General features: G+C 41.7%; 20 protein-coding genes. 2 read left to right on the forward strand and 18 right to left on the reverse strand.

Annotation, left to right across the window (positions count from 1 at the left end):
* Positions 1-237: 237 nt before the first annotated feature.
* The 14 genes from AB1498_03810 to AB1498_03875 all read right to left on the reverse strand — a co-directional run bounded on the left by AB1498_03810 (position 238) and on the right by AB1498_03875 (position 21541).
* The gene (locus AB1498_03810; GenBank protein ID MEW6087405.1) at positions 238-3078 is read right to left on the reverse strand and encodes a hypothetical protein; all 2841 of its coding nucleotides are present in this window, start codon (positions 3076-3078) and stop codon (positions 238-240) included.
* Between the two features lie 148 nt (positions 3079-3226).
* Entirely contained in the window at positions 3227-3430 is a 204-nt protein-coding gene (locus tag AB1498_03815) for a hypothetical protein (GenBank protein MEW6087406.1), read from the reverse strand.
* Positions 3431-3479: 49 nt separating this feature from the next.
* Positions 3480-5996 (reverse strand): cytochrome c3 family protein, encoded by a 2517-nt coding sequence (locus tag AB1498_03820; GenBank protein ID MEW6087407.1) that lies wholly within the window; start codon positions 5994-5996, stop codon positions 3480-3482.
* Positions 5986-8340: a cytochrome c3 family protein gene (locus tag AB1498_03825; GenBank protein MEW6087408.1), complete on the reverse strand. Its 2355-nt coding sequence runs from the start codon at positions 8338-8340 to the stop codon at positions 5986-5988. Before AB1498_03825 ends, AB1498_03820 begins: the two co-directional genes overlap by 11 nt.
* Positions 8341-8371: 31 nt before the next feature.
* A complete protein-coding gene (locus tag AB1498_03830; protein ID MEW6087409.1) occupies positions 8372-9328 on the reverse strand; it encodes an NHL repeat-containing protein in 957 nt (318 codons plus the stop codon).
* Between the two features lie 35 nt (positions 9329-9363).
* Complete coding sequence (locus AB1498_03835; protein ID MEW6087410.1) at positions 9364-10251, reverse strand: tetratricopeptide repeat protein; 888 nt, start codon at positions 10249-10251, stop codon at positions 9364-9366.
* A gap of 2 nt (positions 10252-10253) precedes the next feature.
* Positions 10254-11927, reverse strand: a complete 1674-nt coding sequence (locus AB1498_03840; GenBank protein MEW6087411.1) for a hypothetical protein — start codon at positions 11925-11927, stop codon at positions 10254-10256.
* Between the two features lie 116 nt (positions 11928-12043).
* On the reverse strand, positions 12044-14875 hold the full coding sequence (locus AB1498_03845) for a hypothetical protein (protein ID MEW6087412.1): 2832 nt from the start codon (positions 14873-14875) through the stop codon (positions 12044-12046).
* Between the two features lie 74 nt (positions 14876-14949).
* Positions 14950-16014, reverse strand: a complete 1065-nt coding sequence (locus AB1498_03850; protein ID MEW6087413.1) for an NHL repeat-containing protein — start codon at positions 16012-16014, stop codon at positions 14950-14952.
* A gap of 96 nt (positions 16015-16110) precedes the next feature.
* Positions 16111-16524, reverse strand: coding sequence for a DUF5683 domain-containing protein (locus AB1498_03855; protein ID MEW6087414.1), 414 nt, complete (start codon positions 16522-16524; stop codon positions 16111-16113).
* A gap of 72 nt (positions 16525-16596) precedes the next feature.
* Complete coding sequence (locus AB1498_03860) at positions 16597-17778, reverse strand: cytochrome c3 family protein (GenBank protein ID MEW6087415.1); 1182 nt, start codon at positions 17776-17778, stop codon at positions 16597-16599.
* A gap of 2 nt (positions 17779-17780) precedes the next feature.
* A complete protein-coding gene (locus tag AB1498_03865; GenBank protein MEW6087416.1) occupies positions 17781-18503 on the reverse strand; it encodes a cytochrome c3 family protein in 723 nt (240 codons plus the stop codon).
* A gap of 18 nt (positions 18504-18521) precedes the next feature.
* Positions 18522-19838 (reverse strand): tetratricopeptide repeat protein, encoded by a 1317-nt coding sequence (locus tag AB1498_03870; GenBank protein MEW6087417.1) that lies wholly within the window; start codon positions 19836-19838, stop codon positions 18522-18524.
* Entirely contained in the window at positions 19829-21541 is a 1713-nt protein-coding gene (locus AB1498_03875; GenBank protein MEW6087418.1) for a cytochrome c3 family protein, read from the reverse strand. The genes AB1498_03870 and AB1498_03875 overlap by 10 nt, the downstream gene beginning before the upstream one ends.
* Before the next feature lie 230 nt (positions 21542-21771).
* Here AB1498_03875 and AB1498_03880 point away from each other — a divergent pair, with 230 nt between their 5' ends.
* Together AB1498_03880 and AB1498_03885 are read left to right on the forward strand one after the other, a co-directional pair.
* Complete coding sequence (locus AB1498_03880) at positions 21772-22161, forward strand: hypothetical protein (protein MEW6087419.1); 390 nt, start codon at positions 21772-21774, stop codon at positions 22159-22161.
* A 35-nt stretch (positions 22162-22196) separates the two neighbouring features.
* Positions 22197-22679: a hypothetical protein gene (locus tag AB1498_03885; GenBank protein ID MEW6087420.1), complete on the forward strand. Its 483-nt coding sequence runs from the start codon at positions 22197-22199 to the stop codon at positions 22677-22679.
* 90 nt (positions 22680-22769) lie between these two features.
* Here AB1498_03885 and AB1498_03890 read toward each other — a convergent pair whose 3' ends face one another.
* From AB1498_03890 to hemB, 4 genes are all read right to left on the reverse strand, one after another.
* Positions 22770-23315, reverse strand: coding sequence for a tetratricopeptide repeat protein (locus AB1498_03890; GenBank protein MEW6087421.1), 546 nt, complete (start codon positions 23313-23315; stop codon positions 22770-22772).
* Between the two features lie 26 nt (positions 23316-23341).
* A complete protein-coding gene (gene hemL, locus AB1498_03895; GenBank protein MEW6087422.1) occupies positions 23342-24634 on the reverse strand; it encodes a glutamate-1-semialdehyde 2,1-aminomutase in 1293 nt (430 codons plus the stop codon).
* Positions 24635-24697: 63 nt separating this feature from the next.
* Positions 24698-25762 (reverse strand): heme b synthase, encoded by a 1065-nt coding sequence (gene ahbD, locus AB1498_03900; GenBank protein MEW6087423.1) that lies wholly within the window; start codon positions 25760-25762, stop codon positions 24698-24700.
* 100 nt (positions 25763-25862) lie between these two features.
* On the reverse strand, positions 25863-26876 hold the full coding sequence (gene hemB / locus AB1498_03905; protein ID MEW6087424.1) for a porphobilinogen synthase: 1014 nt from the start codon (positions 26874-26876) through the stop codon (positions 25863-25865).
* Between the last annotated feature and the right edge of the window lie 78 nt (positions 26877-26954).

The following is a 26954-nucleotide window of genomic DNA, read 5'->3' on the forward strand; positions in this document are numbered from 1 at the left end:
ATTTTAATTATTTTTAATCAAACATGGCACTACACTTTGGCCAAAAAAAAGAACCGCCCCTTATTTCTATGCGGTTCTTTTCGCTTCTTTTGCGATTTTTTAGGGTTTAACTGTCAAAGTTCTGTAATAGGAACATTAATAATAACAAACAACTTCCAGAAATTCTCTTTCTGGATAATAGGCAGGTTTCAATAACCCTGTCCATTCATAAGCCAGTCAAGTTGCGTAGTTACCTCTTTACTCTCCCTGCGGGTGGCACATTTCACATGTAGGCCTGTCATTAACTGTCTTTGTTGTATCATGTTGTGTATGGTTAGCCACCGGTCTCTTATTGTAGTATCCGGTATCCGCGGACGTCCACGCGCTGCTGTAATTCCCCGTATTTGTGGTATTACCTTCCAATATATACGAACCCCAGCGTGAATTCGCGCTGTGCGCCGAGTGGCACGATTCACAAACCATCCTGCCGTAAGGATAATTCGCGGGTTTATAAACAGCGGCCGATTCACGGACCACCTTCTTTGGTTCCACTGTATCGTATATATTGATTGTGCTGTCTGTTTTTGAAACCCAGTCATGCCTGTTATCAGGATTTTTGGGATTTCCCGGGGTTTCCTTGTGCCCGGGGTGTGTGGTATCCGGCTCATCCACAGGATGTGTCGCCGCCGGGAAATGGCATGTATAACATATATATGACCCCGTGTTCTTCGCCAGAAGCAATTCGCCGCTCCAGGTGCTGTCTTCTGTGGTATCATCAACAGGGCCGTTGCCTGCGGAACCGCCCGCTGCCGCGCCGTGCGGTGTATGGCATGATAAACAGGTAATTACAGGCATGGTCGTAGTCCCATACAAATAACCCACTATGCTATATTGGTCAACCCCGACCCCGTCTGTCGCGTAGGTCCATTTCCTCCTCCCCGGCCAGCCGCCAAACCATGTAGTGTCCAGCCAGTTGTCAACATCAGTCGTATTTTCTATCTCTCCTCTATGGTCTAATGTAGTATCACTGCTCCCAAGCCACCCATAAGTGGCATTACTTAAATACGGCCTGTTATTGGAAATAACTCCGATATAATGACTGCCCAGCCTCGAGGTGCCGTATAGTTCAGTAGAATCCTTATGTACCCACGCGGGACTTGGGCCCTCTAAATACCAATAACTCGGATTTGCCGATTTTTGTTTCGCCGTTCCAACGCGCAGGGTATCCAAAAGACCCTTGCTGTAAGTCGTGGAAAGAGGTATTGCTGCAGTATCCCACCATCCGTGGCAGTTAACACAAAGTTCCGCGAAATCAATGTAATCGGCAAGCAGGAACCTTCCCATCGCTCCATGGATTACCCCGGTCCCGAATACACCGCCATGGCATGTCCTGCATATAACTTCCGCGTTTGCGCCTGTCCCTAATAAAGGTAACCTCGCGTAGTTCGGAAGTGTAAACGAAGCACCTGAACCGTCTTCTGTCTCGAGGTTGCAAATAACGCCCGGCTTTAATCCCTTCACAGGATGTGAGGCGCCCGCGGGAAGCGGATTTTGATAATGGCAGTCTTCACAAAATTGCGGTGATGACTGGGCCCTTAAAATAGGCGTCCCAACCTCGCCAAAATGGGCATCATGACAACTCATGCACACTAAATAATAAGTACCTGACACCCTTGTTGTCCCCATTGCATGGACATTCGGGGCACCGCTTTCCTCATAATTCACCCATGAGATTGAAGTAGAATCAGCATGGACCGGGTACCTGATCCGCAAACCTATATCCGTGCTTGAATATATCTCATTTGCCAGATTACTTATATACGCCCTCGTGGTATTATCGGCCGTGGATGCCGGGTAATTGTTTACAGGGTGGGCGTATTTCCTTTTGACAAAATCCACATCGGCTGTCGCGTAATCCGCCGTATCTGTTTTTTTAGGGGTGATACCGTGGCACCATTCACAAAGGTTGCTTTCGCCCTCGGCGATAACAAAAGCTGTTTCTATATACCAATGGGAATATGCATCCTGAAAAACATCCACCGCAGAAGAGGAATAGCCGCTTCCATCATTATCTTTTACTAAAAGAGGTCCTACAACCAGTTCAAACGTATCATTTGCGCTGGTTACCCCGTCTTGTGAATTAGGAGCGCCGTGAGGCATATGGCAGGACATGCATATAAATTCTCCGGAAGGCCCCAAATGAGCGCCCCTGTCCCCTACCGCCCTGCCGGCTTTACTGCCTGAAGCACCTGTAGTATCTTTATATTTTTTAAAAAACCTTGTCCCTGTTGAATCAGGATCGCAATTCAGGGTATCAAGCCATATCCCTACATAAGCTGAATTCATTGCAAATGAATTCGGGTCTGCCACTATATTGCCGACCGGATGCGATCCTTCGTTGGATGTCCCTCTTCCGCTCTTGTCGCGGCCCGTATGGCAAAATGAACATATGTTCCTGAAATCAGAGTCATATGTGGTACCGTAATCCGATGCTGAAGAATCAAAGTAAGCCGCACGCAGATAGTTTCTGCGGCTGCCCTGGTTCCATTCATGAGCATTATGACAGGTTGTACACTCTATATTTCTTTTACCCTTTAACCAATCTTCATAATAAGGCCACTTTATTGAAGCCGCCGTTGTCGAGGTGGAATCCGCTATACCAAGGCCGGCTGTATCAGCCAGATAAGCCGAAGTATACAGGGTCGGGTGTGTATCATAAGCAGTTGTGTCCGCCGCCCTGTCTGGCTTGTATAAGGCCCTGAAAATTATTTCATTTGAAGGATCGAGATGGGCCGCGGTAAAATCAGTATCAATCGATGTATGGCACTGCGCGCACAAAAATGCCACAGTCCCTACTTTTTCTTTATTACTTACACCTGTAGTTTCAACTACTTTTGATATTGGAAATAACCTGTCACCTTTGGCTGAATGCGGAATATGACAAAAAGAACATACCCCGGTGTTGACCCGTGATCCAAGTTGGTTGGTATTGTGCCAAAAAACAACATCGTGCGGGCTCCGGCTTATGCCGGCAAATGAAATATTATACAAGCAGGCAATCAGAAGAAGCGTCAAAGCCGGCATAAAACTTTTCTTCATACTTTCCCTCCTAAATCTACCAACATTGCTTGTAAAATATATATATTATCAACTATTATACTATAAAACCAAAGAAAAGGCAAGTTCATCCTTAGAGAAACTACGCACCCTTGGTTCTTTACTTAATAACCGGTAAGTTCCAATAATCCTATCTTTCCATAATATAATAAACCCCGTAAAAAATACCGAAGACAAATCCAAAAGACAGGCTGAACAGGGTAGAAAAAAACAGGTGGCCGCGGCTAATCCCAATCCAATATCCCAGGCCACCGGAAATTATACCGCTTAAAACACCTATTCCAAATACAATTAAAAACTTATTTAATTTACTGCGTTCCTTTTTTTCCCCCATATATTTCCCTTATTAAAATAACTCTTATATGCCTGATATCTTCTGTCTTCTAGTATTGCCCCTGCAAATGGCATTTTTTACATAACGGATAAAAATCAAGTTTAGTTGGTTTATAAATATAGCCGCCTTCCCTGTTAATATTTCCCTCGCCCTCTTCCAATACATACGCCCCGGGTGAATTCGCGGCTGAATGCAAACTATGGCAGCTTTCACAAACTAAATGCCTGGGAGCACCCGGTGTCTGATTCCACCTGACTACCTGCCCCTTATTATTAGTATACTCCCCATCCTGCCAGCCCACGGGATAATCACAAGGAAGCATAGACACCTCATCCTGGACTATCATTGAATCTAAAATACTTAATTGCTTATTTTTTCCGCCCAGGATATCGCCCATTACAGGGTGGGAACCCGGGGGAGTATGACAATCATTGCACATTTGCGAATAATTATTTATATCAAGAAGCAGCCTGTCTTCGCCGGGGGAATCGGAAAGTCCGGTCGCGGCCCCATGCGGCGTATGACAGCTCTGGCATATAACATGGGGGTATTTTTTTATCTCATCATAACCGTCTCTTTTACGGTCGCCCCCGGGCCCGCCAATATGAGTATATTGTTTAGAAAATGCCCATGGCCTGTTTTTTTCACGATAATCATTAACATGTGCCGTGCCAAGCCAGTCAGAATGATCTTCCTGTTTAATAATTATGCCTTCACGCGTGAATTCATTTCTATTTGTGGTCACATCGCCTATATAATGGGAACCTAATCTAAGTGTATCAAAATCCTCTGTGGGATCTTTACTTTGAAGCGAATCTAAACCTTCAAAATAATACACACTGGGATTATGAGGATTCTTTTCATTTGTATGGCAGGCTTCACAAATCTCAGAATTATCATCTGTAACTGCCAAAAGATAATTATCCTCGCCCGTGTGTGCCAGATGGCATGTGCGGCAGACCACTTTATTATCCACCAAATTTATTTTTGAACGGATATTTTGCAGTAATATTCCTTCTGAATTTATTAAAGAATCCCTTATTGCCATTCTTAACCGGTCCCTGCTCATCATCGGCACATTTACCGGATGGCTGACTCCCCAAACTTCTTTCGTACCTTTTATTTGTGTCCCCATTTCTTCACTAATCGGATTTAAAAAATTATTGTAATCATTATACCTGGGTTTACGTCCATGACAGTCTTCGCAAAAAATATCTGAAGAATTTGCCCGCAATATCGGCGAACCTGCCTTTGCCCCATGAGGATCATGGCAGCTCATACAAATTAAATATTCACCCATTGTCCTCTCAAAGTTTGCGGGCAGGGTATTCGGCTCCCCTGATTCTTCATAATCAATCCATTGACTATTATCGGCTTCATTAAAAGGATAATGAATAGATAACGGCGTCCCTTTTTCGTTTCCAAATTCACGTTCGGTATAGGGTGTTACATTTGAAGAAAAATTATCATCGGTCGGTGTGGGGAATTTATTTACCGGGTGTGTATGTTTATTCCCGGCAGTATCAACCGCCGGCATTTCCGTATGACATTTTTCACACAGAAGGCTCTCCCCGGGAACACTTCCCACCGTATCATTATTTACTACCAATAGAGGCCCTACTCTTAAAGGGGTATTATCCATATACAAACCATCCTGGACAGGTTCTGCTCCATGGACCTGGTGACAGGTCATACATATTATCCCGCCCTGTGTAAAATAAGAAAGATGCCCCCCAAGCACGCCCTTTGGCTGGGTAAAAATACTATCTAAAATTATCCCGGCCCCGCCGTTCCTGGCGTTTTCCCTTGAAACAGAATGCCCGGCCGGGTGGGTCCCTGAATCCGGGATTTCTCTTACGCCGTTATCACTCTTTTTCCCCGAATCCTCTCTTTGCTGATGGCAGTAGGAACAAAAATTCTGGACCGGGCCTTTATAATTTGAAAAATTTCCTTCTTCCTGCACTGAATCATACATCATTGCTCTCATAAAATTCCCGTTAATATTATCATGGGGATTATGACAGGTAGTACATTGAATGCTTTTCTCTTTTTCAGTCTCCGGCCATTCCTGGGCGGGGGTATCAACTACTTCACCAAGCCAATCAGTATTTTCGACATTCGGCGTTTCATAACTTGCGAACCCAACGGGGTGGTTTGCCCGTTTAACATTAAACACTGTAAATATTTTTTTCGCTTTTGTCCCTGCCAGGCTCGTTCCATGGCATATATAACAAACACGTGAAACGCTGCCAAAATCACCGTAATCTTTTTCCCTTGGTTTATACGGCCAGATCTGGGAACCAACTGCGCTGTGCGGTATATGACAATAAGCGCAAACACCTTCTAATTCAACGCCTCCCGCCCATTCAGTATTGACTTCAAGATTATGCACTGTCTCTACTATACCGCTCGCATAAATCAGAGACGAAGCCGGAAAAATAAAATAAAAAATGCAAAATGCAAAATGCAAAATATGGTGTTTTTCGGGCTTAAAATTCCGCCGCGAGGCGGTTCGACAATTTTTCATTTTAAATTTTAACTTTTGAATTGTATTTCTACTTCCCATCCACTATCCCCTGTAAATGGCACCGGTTGCATAACGGCTGGTGATCACGTTCACGCGGCCTTTTATTAAACCATCCCTTATCTTCAGGAACAGAGGGAAGTGCGACGGAAAGTTTTCCCGCCTCTGTAATAAATGCCCCGCTTAATGAATACGCGTTATGAGCGGTATGGCAGCTTTCACAAACCATTTGAGGATTGTTATCACCGGAAGTATCGGGGTAATCTGCCGGCATGGTAAAATTATCAATATACAGCTCATTATCATATCCTATTGCAAACTGTGAATTCCTGGGATTCAAAGGCTGTTCTGTCCGTGTAACAGTTTCTGATAATACAGGATGGCTTCCCGGCGGATAATGGCACCCTGAACAAAGCTTTGAGCTTGTATTGGAAGTCAAAAGCAGACGGCTCAAATTTGCCCCGTCATCACTGGCAAGGCCCCTAGCCGCACCATGAGGAGTATGGCAGGACTGGCATATTATCATTGTCCCGCCGTAACCCGAGTGTTCCGGGTCCGCGCCCGGGCCGCCAGCATGTGAAAACTGGTTGGAATCAGGCCATGGGGTGTTATAACCATTATCTACATAAGCAGTCGCCAGCCAGTCTTGTCTTTCACCTGTATCATAAGCGGAATAAGTATCATATTTATATCTATTTTTGTATGTAACATCCCCGATATAGTGGCTCCCCAGCCTCGGCAAATCATGGGTTTCAGCTTTAGGTTCGTTTTCTTTCTTAATTTCTATCCATTCATTTGCCTTCCCGTTTGGATAAATCTCGGCAGGCCCTTCCAGGTAATATACACTTGGGTTATGCGGCTCTTCAGGATGTGTATGACAACATTCGCATATTTCAGAATTTCTGTCGGTAATTGTCAATAATCTTGTATTTACAGCCGAATGCGGGGAATGGCATGTCCTGCAGGTAATATATCCGTTTTTCAATTCAAGCGCGGCCTGGATTCCGGTAAGAAATATTCCCGGGGAATCGTAAATTTCCAGAGACTCTCTTATCGCCATCTCAAAACCATCTTTATTTTTAAACCTGAACGGGCCGCTCAATTCTATTGCCCCGGCCCGCCAGATATTTATGCCGACTGTATCCACAGGATGGTTCTCTCCCGCGACAGGTTTATCTGTATGGCAATCTTCACATAAATTTTCCGAGGAACCGCTGCGCAAAAGAGGCGTCCCGGGTTTAGCACCATGCGGATCATGGCAGCTTATGCAGACAAGATACTCTCCCGGGACCCTTCTGCCTTTACCCTGGTGTTCATTGGGTTCTCCTGATTCTTCATAATTTACCCAGAAGGCCGGCGGATAATAAACCTCTAACGTATCACCCGAAGAAGATATATTATCGTTACTGCTTGTTCCAAGCGGGTACCTGTCAACAGGGTGCGAAAAACGGGTGGTATCTTTCATATACGGGGTCTTCCCATGACAGGATTCACAAAGAAGACTTTGGCCTCCTGAGGCGTACGGAATATCAGTGGAATCCGGCTGTGGTTTCGTTGTATCATTATTAATAATTAAAAGCGGGCCTGTATGTAAAGACATCCCGTTGGAATACAAACCATCTTTGCCTCCCGGCACACCATGAGGGCTGTGACATGTTGCACAAATTATGCCGCCGGTTGTTCCATATGCTAAATGCCCGCCTAAAACACCAAACGGATTCGCAAAAATAGCGCTGTCAATAACAATACCCGGCAGGCCGTCACCGGTTATATTCATACCAACCGGATGCGTTCCTTTATTATTTATTCCTTTTGAGCTCGTTTCTCTTTTTTGGTGGCAGTAAGAACATAAATTCTGGAGTTCTTTTTCATAAGAAGAACCGCCTTCATCGGCAGTAGTATCAAATATTAACGTATTTAAAAAACGGCCGTTTCTGTTATCATGGGGATTATGGCAGGTAGAACACTCTATATCAGTCGTGTCTTCAGTATGAGGCCAGCTGCTCGCGATAAATCTTTCATTCAGCCAGTCTGTTTCTTCAACATTAGGTTCAATATTACTCGCGTGGACAACAGGATGGTTATCTTTTTTCAAATCAAAAACAGTAAAAGATTTATTTGCGCGGGTCCCCGCGCGGTTCGTCCCGTGGCAGGAATAACACAAATTACCGATCTTCCCAAATTCCCTCGCTTCTAATTCATAACGCCATAATACAGGCCCTTTAGCGCTGTGCGGCACATGACAATAAGCACAAACACCTTCAAACTCGCCGCCTCCGGCAAATTGGGCGTTGAGTTCCTGGTTATGAACAGTTTCAATGATACTTGCTTTAACAACCAAAGTTAATAAAATAATAAGTAGAAAAGCAAGTAACCATCTTTTCATTGAAAAATTAATTCCTTATCAAATAAATATTTTATTTTTTGAATTTCCAGACAGATATCCGGTGCCTTAAAAGTTCTGAAATGTAGATGCGGTCTTTCCTGGCTGCAATTCCTCCTATAGTAGTCAAATCCATGCGCCCACCCTTTTCATCTGAAAGAGCAAAAAGAAATTTTCCTTCGCGGTCAAAAACCTGGACATTTCCCTTAGCGATATCCGCTACATAAACCCTGTCCATTTCATCTATAGCTATGCCAGATGTTTGCCCAAAAAGGCCCGCTACATCTCCCTGTCCTCCAAATTCAGTCAAAAAATTCCCGGTATTATCGAATCTATAAATGCGGCTTATAATCCCGCATGATACATAAACCTCATCATGGCTGTTAATCGCTATATAGGCAGGCCTGACTAAACCTCTTGGTTTGCCGTTTATTTCAAAGACATTGACAATAAACTTATAATTGCCGTTTTTATCATGAACTTCAAGCAATTGGTCATCCACGTCCGCCACCCAGATATTCCCCTGGCTGTCTACACAAACATCATTCGCGCCGGTCTGGCTGTCTTCTTTTATTCCCTGGGGCCCCCGGTGCCTGCCTGCCTTAAGTTCAAATTTACTTACGAATTCACCCTCTGGTGTAAAAATCTTCACCTGGTTTAACACTGGATCGGCCACGTAGATCCGTCCCTCGGAATCAGCTCCCACTCCGTTGGGGTCAAGAAATTCCTCATCTTCACGGCCTTCCTTCCCAAATGCGGAAACAAATTCACCCTTATCATTAAAAACCTGGATACGGCGGTTAACAGTATCTGCTATATACACGTTTCCATTCGCGGCAACCGCGACATCCTGGGGCTGGTTAAACTGAAATTCCTCTTCTCCTTCTATTATATAAAGAAACAATGTAGGTGTAGTAAGAAACTTTACCTGTGCCGAAACAGAAATACTTAAACCGCAAATAAAAATTAAAATAAGACGTATATTTTTCATTAAGGCCGCTTTTTAGCTAAAATTGCCGATAGAAATTAATGCACTGTCCCATGCAATTTACCTGCTTCAGGATCATATTTTTCGCTTATTCCAAGTATGCTGTATTCTGCCGATTTCGCCAGCGGGCTTTTAGGATATTTATCTATAAGTATCTGGTACTCTTTTATTGCCTGGTCGAAATCATTTAACCCGTCAACACTGTATAATCTTGCGATCTGATACTGGACTTTATCCGCGAGATTGCATTTCGGGTAAAGTTCCAGTATTTTTCTTGCAATTTCAATTTTTTTCAGCGGGTCAATTTCGTTTTGAACGTCAGAAAACATATACAGGGGTTTTCTATCATAATCAGAATTTTGTTTAATGAAATCTATTGCGTTTTTGGCCTCGGCATTCACTTTTCTTTCTTGCGCGGATTTCCCGTTTACTGAAATATCTATGACCTTCTGATAATAATCGATTGCCTTATCAAATTCTTTCAGTCTCAAATAACTGTTCGCAATAATATTATTTGAAAGCAGGATATTCCCGTCTCCCGGGAACTTTTTTATATAGAAAACGGACATTTCAATTGATTTCGGATAGTCTTTCCGGACACTAAAACAATTAGTTATTACATCCCAGAAATACCTGCTTTCAAAGTTAAAATCTTTATCAATTTCATACAATTTTTTAAAATCAGTCAGATAATTCACATCATCACTTTTCTTTAAATATGCCACACCCCTGTAATAAAGTGCCGATGTATTTTTCTGATTTTCCGTTAATATATCCGAAAACACTTTTATCGCCTTGTCATAATCTTCTCGGACCATAAAATCAAGCCCCTGCGTAATATTTCCGGACGGGGTTGTTTTTCTTTCAAAACAACCGCCAAAAACTAATAACAAAAAACTAATGGTTAATAATTTTCTTTTAATCATAATTAAAACGGATGACATGAAGTACATAATTGGTCCTGGGGCATGCGCCACATACCGACATCTTCCACTTTACCCCGTTCACCCTTGATTATTCCTTTGGAATGAACTTGATGGCATGTACCGCAGGTTATCCACCCTTTCTCATCCAGCGGCAATAAATTTACCGGGATATCTTTAATTGGTTTTAAATTTTTATTTTCAACTATTACTATCTTCCCATCTACCACTTCTTCTTTGGTGCTTTCTATTTTAATAAGATGTTTTGCACCGGTGCCGTCTTTTTTCGTCCCGGGATGGTCCCTGTCAAGATGGCATAAAATACACAAGAAATTTACATCCCCGATCAAACCGATGTTTTTAGATCCCTCTACTATTTTATCCGGCGGCAGTGAATGGCAATATTTACATCTTTCAGGAACAATACCGCCTTTTTCATCAACCATTTTATGCGGGTTTATTTTCTTGATTTCTTCTTTTATATGACATTTAAAACAAATGTCGCTGCGGCCTTCAAACGGTCCGCCCAAAAGATAACTTGGGTTCTTTTCTGCAATATTTTCATTGAGTTTACCTTGTTCGCATTCGAATTTTCTATCATGGCAGGTCAAACATATGATTTTATTGTTTTTTAAAGGATACCCTTCCGATCTTTTTATCATTTTTGATTCCGGATGAACCTCACTCAGCGGATGGTGACCCGCTCCCTCTTCGAACTGTTTATGACACCAATTGCACATCTCAACGTCACTTCCAAATTTAACACTGGCATCCGCCGCTCCTTTTTCCGGTGTTTTTTCATGGCAGGAAAGGCAGAATACCCTCTTTTCATGAGGATTTATTTCTCTGGATTTTACGGCAAAATTCTGGTAATCAGGCCGCAGTATATACATAACTCCCGTATTGCCATGCGGATTATGACAGGTAATACATGAAATTGCGCCATCTATCACAGGTAATGTAGTGGGGAACTCTTTGCGGATTGATTTATCCGCGAAAGGATTAACTTCCAGAAAATGCCCGCCTACCGCTGTTCCATGGCAAAAATCACATAACTCAATTATATCTCTTTTTATTGTTTCTTTCAAAACATCTTTTGCTTTTTTTGGGTCACTGCTGTGGCAGAAACTGCACATTGCCTCATCATCTGTGTGTGGAGATTTTTTTGTAAATTCCTTACCGTGACAGGCATCGCACAAATCCAGCCGCCTCCCGAATTTTGCAGTTTTGTCATTTTCATCCTGGGGAAACCCGCGAAGTAAAACATTTACAGCCAATTCCACATGAGTATAATGGCATGTACTGCAGACAACCTTGCCTTTAGAGACCCCGTCCACCCCAAGCGGCAGAAAATCAGGGACTTTCACGGCATCGCTCGGCACCACATTGACTTTATGATGGTCCGCGTCTTCATGACAGCTTTTGCACAATTCAACAATATCATTATTCGGCATTAAAAGCTTTATATCTTTGTCCTCTGGTTTTGGCCTTCCCATATGGCATGATTCACAGCCCAGCTGCATATGTATATTCGGCGTAATCGACACTTTACTCCTGCCCTTTGTTTCCAGGCCCTGCTGTTTTTGACGGCTTTTTCTCTGCGCTTGTACATTAAAAGAAGAAAAGAAAACAATTAAAAGCACCGCTACAAAAAAACAAATTTTATATTCTTTTTTCATATTTTTCTCCTTCTAATAGACAAAGAAATTAAAGAGAAGCTCAACTCCATCTTTTAAGACAGAGTTGAGCTTCTTTACTAACAATTCGTTACAAAACTACATACAAACTTAACCCGTTACTCTCCCTGCGGATGACACATTTCACAAGTAGGCCTGTCATTGACTGATTTTACTGTATCATGCTGAGTATGATTATTTACAGGTCTCTTATTATAGTATCCGGTATCTATGGCAGTCCATGCACTGCTGTAAACTTCAACGAAAGCCCTCGTGGTATCACCTTCCAGAATATATGAACCCCAGCGTGAATTCGCGCTGTGCGCTGAATGGCAGGATTCACAAACCATCTGGCCATAAGGATAATTCGCCGGTTTAAAAATAGCAGTTGATTCACGAACTACCTTCTTTGGATCCGCTGTATCGAATAAATTAATTGTCGTATCTGTCCTCGTGACCCAATCATGTTTATTGCTTGGATTGAGAGGATTGTACTGGGCTGAAGCTGTATCTGTTATTACTTTATGCCCAACGTGTGTTGTTCCCGGGAACTCTACCGGATGTGTCGCCGCCGGGAAATGGCATATATAACAAATATACGATCCTGTGTTCTTCGCCAGGAGCAGCTCGCCACTCCACTGGTTATCTTCAGTGGTATCATCAACCGGCCCATTACCTGTAGCACCACCTGTAGCCGCACCGTGAGGTGTATGGCAGGATAAACAAGTAACAACAGGTGTAGTCACGGTTGCATACAAATAACCAACGATACTATACTGGTCAACACCGACTCCGTCAGTTGCATTAGTCCACATTCTCCTGCCGGGCCAGCCGCCAAACCATGTGGTATCCAGCCAGTTATCAACATCAGTCGTATTTTCAATTTCTCCTCTATGGTCTAATGTCGTATCACTGCTTCCAAGCCAGCCATAAGTGGCATTGCTTAAATACGGCCTGTTATTGGAAATAACTCCGATATAATGGCTGCCCAATCTATCAGTACCGTTTGTTTCATTCGGATCCTTATGTGCCCATACAGGATTTGGCCCCTCTAAATACCAGTAACTCGGATTTGCCGCTTTTTGCTTAGCTGTACCAACACGTAAGGTATCCAGCAAACCTTTGCTGTAAGTGGTAGAAAGAGTAACTGCGCCGGTATCCATCCATCCATGGCAGTTAACACAAAGTTCCGCGAAATCAATGTAATCCGCTAACATGAACCTTCCCATACCGCCATGAATTACTCCGGTCCCAAACGCACCGCCATGGCATGTCCTGCACATAAGTTCTGAACTTGTTCCCAATAAAGGCAATTTTGCGTAGTTTGGAAGAGCAATACCGTCTTCCGTCGTAAGGTCACAAACCTGGGCACCCTTTAAATTATTTATAGGATGCGAGGTACCTGCCGGAAGCGGATTTTCATAATGGCAGTCTTCACAATATTGTACTGAGGATGGACCCCTTAAAATGGGTGTTCCAACCTGCCCGAGGTGGACATCATGGCAACTGTTACATATCAAGTAATCACCTTGTCCTCTCGCATTACCCATTGTGTATATATTCGGCGCACCGCTTTCCTCGTAATTCTTCCATCCAGTTGAAGTAGAATCAGCATGTACCGGATACCTGATTCTTAAACTGATATTCGTGCTTGAATATATCTCGTCTGCCAGATTACTTATATACGCCCTCGTGGTATTATCAGCCGTGGATGTCGGATAATTATTTACAGGATGAGCATATTTCTTTTTAATAGTATCCTGGTCATATGTTTCCACTGTATCTGTCTTCTTTGGAGTAATACCGTGACACCATTCACAAGCATTGCTCTCACCTTCATCGATAATAAACGCTGTTTCTCCCTGCCATTTGGAATATGCGTCCTGGAAGACATCAACATTAGCGGAGCTGTAACCGGTTTCGTCATTGTCCTTTACAAGAAGCGGCCCCATAACCAGTCCCAAAGTATCATTTGCGCTGGTTACTCCGTCTTGTGAATTAGGCGCGGCGTGAGGCATATGGCAGGACATGCATGTAAATTCTCCTGCAGGCCCTAAATGAGCGCCCCTGTCCCCTACCGCTTTACCGGCTTTACTGCCTGAAACACCTGTGGTATCTTTATATTTTTTGAAAAACCTTGTTCCTGTCGTATCAGGGTCACAATTAAGAGAATCAAGCCAAATCCCTTCATAACCCGAACCCATTGCAAATGAATTTGGATCGGCTACTACGTTGCCGACCGGGTGTGATCCTTCGTTGGACGTCCCAACCCCGCTCTTATCACGGCCTGTATGACAAAATGAACATACATTCCTGAAATTGGAGTTATACGTCGAACTGTATTCCGATGCGGAAGAATCAAAATAAGCCACGCGCAGATAATTTCTGCGGTTGCCCTGGTTCCAGTCATGAGGATTGTGGCAGGATGAACATTCTATATCTCTTTTCCCCTGTAACCAGTCATCATAATAAGGCCACTTTACTGAAATCGCCGTTGTCGACGTAGAATCCGCTATACCAAGGGTTGTATCATTTATATAAGCCGAGGTATATATCGTCGGGTGCGTATCATAAGTGGTTGTATCTGCCGCCCTGTTTGGCTTTGGTAAAGCCCTGAAAATCATTTCATTCGCAGGATCAAGATGGGCCGCGTTAAAGTCATTATCAATCGATGAATGACATTGCGCGCACAAGAACGCTACAATACCCAATTTACTCTTACCTACACCCGCAGTTTCTGACGCTACCGCTATTGGAAACAACCTGTCACCTTTTGCTGAATGCGGAATATGACAATAAGAACATACTCCGGTGTTAACCCTCGTTCCAAGTTGATTCGTATTGTGCCATGAAACTACGTCGTGAGGTGTGGTACTGATGCCCGCAAATGAAACGCTGTAAAAGCCGGCAACCAGAATCAATACCAATGCTAGCATAAAATTTTTCTTCATACTTTCCCTCCTTTCACAAAATTAAGCATAACACACATACCAAGGCATCTTTGCATATTTCACCTCCTTTTTTATTATTTCTTGGGCGCTAGCGTTTTAGCCGCCCCGGCAACAACATACCTGAATATCGAAACTTTTTCATTTCCAAGCGCCTGTGATACATATAAATAATCTGTTTTTTTATCAATTGAAATCCTCGCGGCCATCGGGACCTGCAGCGGGCCGCCATTAGTATCGCTCAACGCATATAAAAATTCGCCCGTCGGGCTGAATACCTGTATAATGGACCTCGCGCCGTCCAGGATATATACCCTGTCCTTGCTGTCAATCGCTATTGACGTCATTTTAACAAAAAGCCCTGCGGCATCCCCCTGTCCGCCGAAACTGCCTAAAAAATTACCCTTGGCGTTAAAACGGTGGACCCTGTAAATTATTCCGTCAGTCACATAAACCTCATCTTTACTGTTGACCGCCATATCGCTTGGCCTGGCCAGATTTAATTTCTCTCCGGTCTTGGTTTTAAAACTTTGAATGGCATATTTATATTTACCATTCAAATTATACACGCTGATCGCGCCGTTTTCCTGGTCACAAACATAAATATCGCCACGGCTATTGACTGTAACTGCATTCGGACCAGCCCCGGGTAAATTCTTTTGAACAGCGGTATTCATCGGTATTGTGAATAACAGCGACCCTTTGGGGCTGATTACAAATAAACCCGGTTGTTTATAATCAGCCGCGTAAATATTACCTTTGTCATCAGTGGCAACACTTAACAGCCAGGTAAAATTTATCGATTCTTCCCCCTCTACTACCGGTTTATCACCAACCTGGTCTAAAAATGTGCCGTTTTCAGCGTAAATAAGGATCTTGACACCGCCGTCCGCTATATACAAAGTCCCATCCGGGGCAATTGCTGTCTTATATGGTGTTTTAAGAGGCCCGATGTCCCTTACCAGTTCCATCGCGCTGTATGCCGCTTTCGCGCCTTCTGATTTTACATCCTCACCCGCTTCTGCAGCCGGCAGTTTCAATTCTTCCGATTGAGTTGTTTCCTGGGCAAAACTAATTCCGCTAAAAACAAACACAAAAAAAGTTACTATCTGCCAAAGTAAAAATTTTCTATTTTGATACATCAATAATCTCCTCTCTTTTATATCAGATTAAAAAAATTATACTATAAAATAAAAAAAAAGTCAAGTAATAACAGATAAATTAATATCCGCAGTTACTTAACTCTCCGAATCTTCCCTTGGCCTTGTCCTTCTGTCCACACCTTCCGGCCTCGGTTCCATACTTTTTAAAATATATGCTGAAAAAATATACGCATCGTAAACGCTGAAAACCAATAATCCTAAATAAAGCGCAAGCGGGAGAAAACGGGACACACCCTGGGCTTTCGCGTATTCCATAGCAATTTCTCCCGTAAGATTCAAATCCCTGGCCTGTTCCAGCGCCTGGTTATAATCCTGCTGCAAGAAAACAAACCATGTCAATAAACTAATAGCGAGGAGAATCATTATCAAAGATCGAATAACTTCCCTGTTGTATGCCTGTCCCGCGCCCGGGAAAAATAAGGATGCTGCCGCCGCGATAACAGGGCTCTTCTTTTTTTTGCCGCTTTCAAGTCTCTGTCTTAATATCATAAACCCCTCTCCAGTAAAAGCCAAATAATTTTAGTATTATATTTGTTTTTTGTCAAGAAATATTTTAATATTTTATTCTTTTTTTTCTTCCATATTAGAATGACAGCTGGGACAAAGTTTTTCTTTCGGTTTCCAGAATATAAACGGGTTATCCGACCCATGCGGATTATGACAACTGTAGCAAACTATATTCCCTTTGTCATCAATAAAAATATCCTTCCCGATCGCTACCGGCGAACCCTTTGTCGGCTGTAAATCGTAAGGATGTTCATGTTTGGATAATTTATCGCTGATTGGAGTATGGCACTCCGTTTCTATGCATAATTTCCCTGCCGGGTGTCGAAGGTTATAGGGATTATCGGATTCATGCGGATGATGGCACCCGAGACAATCCCCGTCTGTAATAGCCTTGTGAGAAAACGATATATCTCCGTTTGCAATTAAACTTTCATTGCCATTTTCATCTTTTACCGTCTTCCATTTAATTTTTTTATCTCTGTGACACAAATAACACATATTCGCCTTCCCGTCCTCCCATAAAACAAAATCGTTGGTTGTCCCGTGAGGGCTGTGACATCCCATGCAAAATTGCTTTTTAACCGCTGTATGAACATTTTTTTTCATCGAACCTATTCCTTCATGGCATGTCATGCAAATCTGCCCCCCGCCGTCAACAACAACCTTATAACCGCTGTTAGTTCCCTCGGGATCATGGCATGCAAGACACGCCCCCTCCCCCGCGGGACCGTGCATATAACCCCATTTTGTTATGTCATTTTTATGACATAAACTATAACACATCTTTTTATCCGCTTTCATGGGATTCATCGCGTGGCAATCCGTGCAAAGGCTGTCTTTTTTGCCTGTGTGGAAAATATATTTGTTAAATCCGGCGGGCCCTGTTGAATCATAGGTTTTTAGAATAAAAAATTTGTAATTTTTTAAGCTAAAAACTTCTAATTTTATTTTTTCCTTCTCTTCAGCATCACTTATCTCAATCTTATTCAACCCGTTATTTAAATTCACCAGGAAATGAAAATTTCCTTCCCGCGGTTCCGTGTAAAGGCCTTTTTCCCCGTTAACATAATAAACCAGTTTTTTTGCGTCTGTTTTCCCGACAATAAAAATCGTTCTTGTAAATATATAAATTTTATCTTCGGGCGAGTAAACAGCAATGTCAGCCTTTATTTTTTTTCCCCATGTTAATAAAAAAAAACCTGAAGCAAACAGACACAACAATATATTTTTTTTCATTATTATTTTTTGGTTTCTTTAAGAAAAAATTTGTCTTTTCCGCTGTGGGGATTATGGCAAAAACTGCATTCTTCCCTGTTATCTTTTAAATTAACAAGATGTTCCTTTTTTATTGATTCTTCTTCATGGCACATGTAACATATTTTATTTTTATTTTCACGTAAAAATTTGTTTTCTGTTGAACCATGGGGTTCATGGCAGGCCTGGCATGAACCTGAAGCTATGGGGCCATGAATAAATTTATCTTTTTCAAAACTATCATGGCAATTAAAGCAAACCACTTTTGACTGGTCAACTGCGGGAAAATTTTCTTTTGCCTCCTTGGTATGGCATTCAGAACATTCATTGTCCAATATCGGCGCGTGCAAAAAATATTTTTTATAGTTTTGCTGTCCGTTTTTATTATCAGTTTCATAAAAGATATTTATTGTCCGGACATCCGCTCCATTTGTAATTTTCAGCTCATTCAACCCGGCATTAAGTTTAATCTTATCTGTAAAAATATTCCCTTTTTCAAGTTTAACTGTGTTAACTGAAGAATTATTAACCGTTAACTTTAATTCTTTATCATTGCCATTGTATTTGCCTATTACAGGAAAATATTCCTGTTCAACCTCAATATTTTCACTCCCTGGAGAAATAATATCCAGGTTTTTACCCCGGACATTATTGCCATATAAAAAAACACAAAATACAAATCCAATAAAAAATTTTTCAATTTTCATCTTGCCGTCAATTCCTCTCTATTTAGTCCTTTTTTGTAATTTTTCGATTATTCCCCTGTATTCTTCGCTTGCCTTTTTTAGTTCTGCCAGCGCCTCTTCTTTTTTCCCTTCTTCCAATAAAATCTCGCCTAAATCGTTATAAGCATTTGCAAGATTAGGGTGGACTTCCCGCTTTTTCTTCATCCCAGCGAATAAATCCTTGCCGACTTCCGCAAATATACCGATTGTTTTTTTAAACTCGGCTTTTGCTTCCTCTTTCTGTCCCTTCTTTCTGTAAATCATACCTAATCCATAATGCGCATCGCCCGATTCGGCATCCAATTCCAATGCCTTTTTAAACTCAGCAAGGGCGTCATCAGTTAAATCCTTTTTTAAATTAAAAAATCCAAAATCAATATGGGGCTGAATTTCATCAGGATTAATCGATATGGCTTGCGTGTATTCAATCAAAGCCTCTTCCATATTCCCCTGTTTATCATAAATACCGGCGAGCATAATATGGGGTTTAACATAATTCGGGTCAGCCTCTGCGGCCTTTTTCAGTTTTGGGACGGCACTGTCATATTCGCCGTCCTGTAAAAACTTCTCTGCTAAATTCATTTCCATCGCGGCGTCCTTATTCGGCTTATAGGTCCTTTTCACCATAGACATCTGTTTTGATTCGTGGACTTTTGCCACTTCAAGGCCCAGCGCTTTTTTTACATTATCTTTTACATTATCTTCGCCTTTTAAAGGGCTCCACATGGGCATCAGGTAATCAACCCTGCCTTCTTTATTGATAACCACAAGTGAAGGGAAAGAGATAATTCCATATAATTTATAAACAGTTTGGTTATTATCCAAAAGAATATTAAAAGGATATTTTTTTTCATCAAGCAGTTTATTTATGTCCGCGATTTCAGTTTCACTTATATCGCGCGGTTCCGAAGGGGTAAAAACACCTAATACCTCCAAACCGTTTTCCTGGTGGTACCAGTTATAAAGCTGGGCCAGTATATCCAATTCCTTCACACTGTCTTTTGTAGTCAAATTCCAAAAACAAACTGCCGTGGCGTTTTTTCCCTTATAATCAGTCAGCGAAACATTTCCGCCTTTAAGGTTATTCAAACTGAAATCCAAAGCCTCATCTCCAACCTTTATATTCTGAATGGCATAAGCGGAGTTAATAGCGTGAACAGGAGACACAAGAGAGAAAGAAACAAATATACAAATTACCAGTATGCAGAGGCAATAAAATGCTTTTTTATTTTTTTCCATTGTATCTCCTGATATTAAACCGTTCAAACGGTTTGAACCGTTTAAACTGTTCAAACTGTTATTTAAATCTAATACCACTCTTCTTCCGGCACAGGATTTTCACGATCATAGTCTCTCGGCTTATGACAGCCAACCACACACCTTCCGCCTGTTGGTGTTTTTGTAAATTCCACTTTATAATTCCAATATGGGCTGAAAGGCACTTCCAGGCGAATATGTTTTTCCTGGGTAGAAGCATGGACCTCGTGGCATGCGCGGCAGGTCCGCCCTTTTTTCTTGTTAACATGAACATAATGCATGTTCTTTTTCCCGTTCCGGAAATCAGTCAGCGTCGCGGTAAACGGATCCAAAACGACTGTTTTCTTATGGCACCCAAAACATAAATCATATTTACTTTCTTCAAACGCGTCATAAAACGGTTTTGGAAAATCTTTCTGCAATATCTTTGTGAAAGCTGAACCATGCGGATTATGACACGCCACACAATCTCCCTGTTTGACCGGGCCGTGCTTGGAAGGTTTATTAAACTCGCTTTCTTTATCCTGGTGACACATAAAGCATAATTTTTCGCCTTCCCTCAAAAGCTGGTATTTGGTATCCGCGGCATGGGCATCATGGCACTTGCTGCACTGCCCTTCAGCCACAGGAGGATGTTTTTCCGCCACCTCTGCAAATCGCGCTTTTTTCTCTTTGTGGCACATATAACATAAACCTGCACCCTCATCTTTTAGCTGATATTTGAAATCAGATGTATGCGGATCATGGCAATCGCCGCATTTTCTTTCAGCCACGGGTTTATGCACAAATTCTTTTTGCATGTCTTTAGCCTTGGCTTCATGGCATACAAAACAAATCTCCGCAGGCGGCTTTTCCAATTGGAATTTATACGGGGCGGCATGCGGGTTATGACATACGTTACAGTCACCGGCGGCTACAGGGCCATGAACAAATTTCATATTGGCTTTATTTCTTTTATGGCACATATAACATAATTCCGCTCCCAAACCTCTTAATTGAAATTCCTGTGCCCCTCCGTGAGGGTCATGGCATGCATTACAGTCTCCGCCGCCAACCGGCCCATGGACAAACTGCTGTGCAAAATCCATTTCTTTGTCGGTATGGCATCTATAGCATAAGGCGCTTCCTGTTACTACAAGAGAAAATTTACTGAATGTTCCGTGCGGGCTGTGACAACCTATACAGGCGCCGTCACCTACCGGGCCATGGCTGTAAACATAAGCGTTAACACTTTTATCTGTATGACAGCCTTCTTCCGGATTCACGCAGGAGATCGCACCTCTTAACAATCTTCCCGGATAAACACCTTTGCTTTCCGATAAATCATGGCAGTCATTGCACAATTCAGCGCGGCCTTTAATCGGTTTATGTCCATAGAACTTTTTAAAATCCCTCTGGACAAAATCCGGGATTACCGTTGTATCTTTTTTATAAAAAATTTTTACGGCGGACGCCCCTATATCCTTGTCTTTTGCGACAACTTTTATTTCATTCATTCCGTCTTTCAGGGTTACTGCGCCGAGAAACGTTCCTTTTATAACATCAGCTAACTTTACCGGTGAATCATTAACTAATATGTTAACCTGGGTTACCGACGCGTCATGGACTAAACCGACAATGCGCACCTCTTCATATTCATAAATTACATTAGTGTTGGGAATAAGAATTTCGATATTGGAGGAAACAACTGCGTAGCTTTTTAGAGTCAAACTTAGAACAAATAAAAAAACACCTGTTACCAGTGCAAAAAAATTTTTCCTCATTTTGCTGCTCCTTTTTTTGAATCATTATAACTTATTTTATAAATAAAATTTTAATAATTTATCGAAGGAAGACTAATTATATAAAAAAACATATCAAACTGTCAAGAAAAAAATCCTTTCACAAAAAAAATAATTTTACTCTTGACAAAATAAAAAACCCAGTGTTATAATTTCTATTCCGACTTATAAAAAACAAAAGAAAGTTAGCCAATTAAGGGAGGGAAGGCTTAATGAAGAAAAGAAAGTTACTGCTGACGTTTCTTGTTGCAATCTTTTTTGCCGGCTGTTCGCTTAGTAACCCGTTAAGCGAACTCAGTTGGGGAACAGCTACTGTAGTTGGAAGGGTAACAAGAAGCACTACATCGCTTGGCGGCACTGTTTTCGAAGGTGTTCCCGGAGCTTATATAAAAACAGATTCGGGAACTGAACAGACCCGTACCAATGAAGAGGGTTATTACAGCCTGACATTAAGATTCAGAACAGGCAGTGCTGCAAAAGAAAAGAAAATTAAAATACTTGCATTTGATTACATTAATGCAGGTAAAACTGGAAGTGTTGGTGATATCACTATCAGGGACGGCATTATTACTGAAGCGCCTCCAATTTCTTGGGCAAAATAATTTAATAAATATTAAAAACGTAGGGGGATTTAAGAATGAAAAATTTTCTAGGTTTTTGTAGAAAAGGGAAATCATCCGTTATTACCTTTTGTTTAATAGGAATAGTTATTTTTTCCGGGTGCGGGAAAGACGATAAAGATGTTGTTCAGAATCCTCTGAGTTATCCTTTTGACAGTACCGGACAAATAGTCGATACTTATTTAGCAAATTCCCCTACTAATCTTCAGCTCACAGACGACGCTACAGGGATAAAATTAACATGGCTGACACCTGCAAATATAACGGACCTGACTTTATCAGGTTATAATATTTATAGTTCAAAAGACGGAGGTTATAATTACAGTTTAACAGCTTCCGTAGGTTTAGTTAATACTTATACTGATACAACCGCTACAGTAGTGGGGACCACTTATTTCTTCCAGATGACCAGCGTGTTTATTAAATATGAAACTGTCGGGAATTTTTATACCAGCGGAATAGAAAGCAGGCCGACTGAAGCAAAATCAAGGAAAAAATAGAATAAATGCAATAATAAAAAAAGGGAGATAAATTCTCCCTTTTTTTATTTATTTGAGCAGTCGGGGTCTTTTTCCGGCCCCTCATTTATTTTAACGTGGTGTTTCACTAATATTCATTGTTTGTTTTAAGTGTTCAATATTCTGCCTGGCAATTTCTTTAAATTGAGGGTCCTGTTCCAGGCTATAGTTTTTCTCCCATTCAGCTAAAGTTTCTTTGTATTTTCCCTGTTCATAGTAAACCACACCCAGATTATAATGGGCCTTGGCGTGCTTTGGATTTATCGCTATACCTTTTTTAAACTCCCTCTCAGCTAAATCATACAATCCCATCTGCTTGTAGGCCGTTCCCATGTCCGTCCGGACATCAACATTTGTTGAATCAATAAGCAGCACCTTTAAATAGTTTTCAACCGCTTTGTCCCATTTACCAATATCATAATAGATATTTCCAAGTGCGGTCAAAATTTCCAGATCTTTTGGGTTATTTTGCAATATTCTTTCATATTCGCGGATTCTCTGCTCGTCCATTTCGTCATGTCCTTCTGCTTTTTTACCGGAAATCTTTTCTTTATTCTGGCAATTGACCGAAAAAAGCAATAAAATCGGTAAGGCGGCTGATAAAAATTTTTTTCTCATTTAATTTCTCCTCTTTGTATATCCAGTTAATTTTTCTGTTTTATTATCCTAAACGTTTCTTCCGCGGCCTGAATAGTCATATCAACGTCTTTTATACTATGGGCATTTGATAAAAATAAGGCCTCGAACTGGGACGGGGCCAGATAAATATTCCGTTTTATCATCTCTTGAAAAAACAAAGCGAATTTACCGGTGTCTGATTTTTTTGCCTCTTCATAATTTGTAACTTTTGTATTTGTAAAAAAAGCGCAAAGCATGGAACCGACCCTGGCTGTATAAATATCAACTCCTGCGCTTCTGGCCGCTTTTTCTATCCCTTTAGAAAGCCTTTTACCGAGTCTCTCGAGTTTTTTGTAAATATTTTTATTTGACAATATTTTTAAAGTCTCTATCCCGGCTACCATGGCCAGCGGATTTCCCGATAAAGTTCCTGCCTGGTATATCGGGCCGCTCGGCGAGACTTTTTCCATTATTTCTCTCCTTCCTCCGTAAGCTCCTACAGGCAGCCCCCCTCCGATAACCTTTCCAAGGGTCGTTAAATCCGGTTTAATCCCGTATAATTCCTGCGCCCCGCCATAACTTACCCTGAATCCTGTCATAACTTCATCGAATACCAGAACTATTCCATACTCCTTTGTGAGTTTCCTGATACCCTCTAAAAATCCCTTTTCCGGGGGAATAACACCCATATTCCCTGCCACCGGTTCTAAAATTAAACAGGCAATTTCATGGCCGTCTCTTCTGATTACATCTTCAACCTCGTCTAACTTATTATAATTAAGGTTAATAGTATACCTGGCTGTATCGTAAGGAACACCGGGGCTGTCAGGGACACCCAAAGTAGTGGCCCCCGAACCCGCTTTAACCAATAAACTATCCGCGTGGCCGTGATAACATCCTGCAAATTTTATAATTTTATCACGTCCGGTGTATCCTCTCGCAACCCTGATTGCGCTCATAGTGGCTTCTGTCCCTGAATTTACCATACGCACCATTTCACATGATGGGAACGCGTTTGTAACTAATTTCGCAAGTTCAATTTCATACTCAGTCGGCGCGCCGAAACTTGTCCCTTTTTTCATTGCTTCCTTCAACGGCTTGATTACCTTAGCGGGAATATGCCCTAAAATCAGCGGCCCCCATGAGAGCACATAATCAATATATTCTTTCCCATCGACATCGTAAATTTTTGAACCCCTGCCGTGATCTATAAAAAGAGGTCCACCGCCTACCGATTTAAACGCCCGGACAGGGCTGTTCACACCTCCTGGAATATATTTCTTTGCTTCTTCAAATAGTTTTTGTGATTTTTCACCCATTTTATCTCCCATATTAAGCTGTTCAAACCGTTCAATCAGTTTAAACGGTTTAAACAGTTTGAATTATTTTTTAACTTTTGGTTTATAAATACAATACGGCTCCTCGCTCATATAATCATTATCCCTGGCATAGGCCCTTGCGCGGCACCCTCCGCAGAAAACTTTATATTCACAAATTCCACATTTCCCTTTGAGTTTACTCAGGTCACGCAGATCAGTAAACAATTTACTATTTTGCCATATCCTGGAAAATTTTTCCTTTCTTATGTTACCGGCAGTCACAGGCAGATAACCACAGGGCTGGACATCACCCTGCGATGATATAAAACAAAAACCTACACCGCCCAAACACCCTCTTGTCATCGCTTCAAAACCATGGGTCTGAACTGTGACCTGTTTTCCTTCTTCCTTAGCGCGCTGGCGCATAATCCTGAAATAATGAGGGGCACAGGTAGCTTTCAAATTTATATTTACATTTTTACTCTCTTTATAAAACCAGTCCAGTATATCTTCATATTCCTGCGGCGAAATTTCATCGCCTTCAATCTGTTTACCCCGGCCTGTGGGGACAAGAAGAAAAATATGCAACGCGGCGGCGCCTAACTCTTTTACAAGAGCAGCTATTTTTTGTATTTCATCTTTATTGCGCCTTGTAATTGTTGTATTTATCTGAAAAGATAAACCGGCCTTTTTTAACTCGCTTATGCCTTTTAACGCCTCCCGGAAAGCGCCCTTTAAACCGCGAAAAGAATCATGGGATGCTTCATTTGAACCGTCTAAACTAACACTGACCCTTTGAATGCCTGAGGCTATTAATTTTTTTATCCGTTCAGGGCTAAACAGAGTACCATTTGAAGCCAGGACCACTCTCAGTCCTTTTTCTGTTGAATATCTGCTTAATTCGCATATCTCGTCAAACCTCATAAGAGGCTCCCCGCCGCTTAAAATTATCACGGGTTTAGCAAACGTTACAACATCATCAATAAGCTTTTTACCTTCGTCTAATGTAATTTCTCCATTCGCCGGAGAAGATGTCGCAGAGGCCCTGCAATGCAAGCATCCCAAATTACAGGCCGAAGTCCATTCCCAGGCGATTAGTCTAAGTTCACTGCTTAAAAAATTTTTCATTAATTACTCCTGTAAAAATTTGTTCAAACAGTTCAAACGGTTCAAACAGTTCAAACAGTTCAAACGGTTTAAACGGTTTAAACGGTTCAAACGGTTTAAACTATTTATCTTCTCTCAGCCATTTTGCTGCATCCTTGGCGTGATACGTAATAATAATATCCGCCCCGGCCCTTTTAATACTTGTAAGAATCTCTAAAGTTATCTTTTTTTCGTCAATCCAGCCTTTCATGGAGGCCGCTTTTACCATTGCATATTCACCGCTTACATTATACGCGGCAACCGGGATATCAAAATCCGATTTTACTTTTTTTATAATATCAAGATAAGAAAGAGCGGGTTTTACCATTATAATATCCGCGCCTTCATCTAAATCCTGCATCACTTCTCTTAACGCCTCCTGGGAATTAGAAGGATCCATTTGATAGCCTCGGCGGTCTCCAAACTGCGGTGTTGAATGCGCGGCCTCCCTAAACGGCCCGTAAAAAGCCGAAGCATACTTGACAGAATACGACATAACAGGGGTGCCGCTGAATCCATTATCGTCAAGAACCGACCTTATGGCGCCTATCCGGCCATCCATCATATCGGACGGCGCTACCATGTCTGCGCCCGCCTCCGCGTGGGAAAGAGCGGTTTTAGCAATAAGCTCCAGCGATGCATCATTATCCACTTCATAATTTTCTCTCTGCTTTCCGCCTTCCGCCTTATGCCTTCTTATAAGTCCGCAATGTCCATGCGAAGTATATTCACAAAGACAAACATCGGTCACAACAATTATTTCCGGGATTTTCTTTTTTATTAAACGCACCGCTTCCTGGACAATACCATTATTATCATAAGCCCCGCTTCCGGTATCGTCTTTTTTATCCGGTATACCGAATAAAAGTATCGCGGGAATACCCAATGCCCTGACACCTTCGACTTCCTTATTTAACATATCAATGGAAAAATGATACTGGCCGGGCAATGAACTGATTTCTCTTTTTATTTTATTCCCTTCCGCGACAAAAATCGGAAAAATAAATTTATCAGCGGATAAATAAGTCTCTTTAACCATTTTTCTGAAGTTTTCATTTTGTCTCGTTCTTCTCAATCTTGAAATCGGAAAATACATAATAACCTCCCTGGGAAAATTGTTCAAGCCGTTCAAACGGTTCAAATGTTTAAACTGTTTAAACGGATTAAACTTTTT

This window comes from bacterium (assembly GCA_040754625.1).
Lineage (GTDB): Bacteria > JACRDZ01 > JAQUKH01 > JAQUKH01 > JAQUKH01 > JAQUKH01.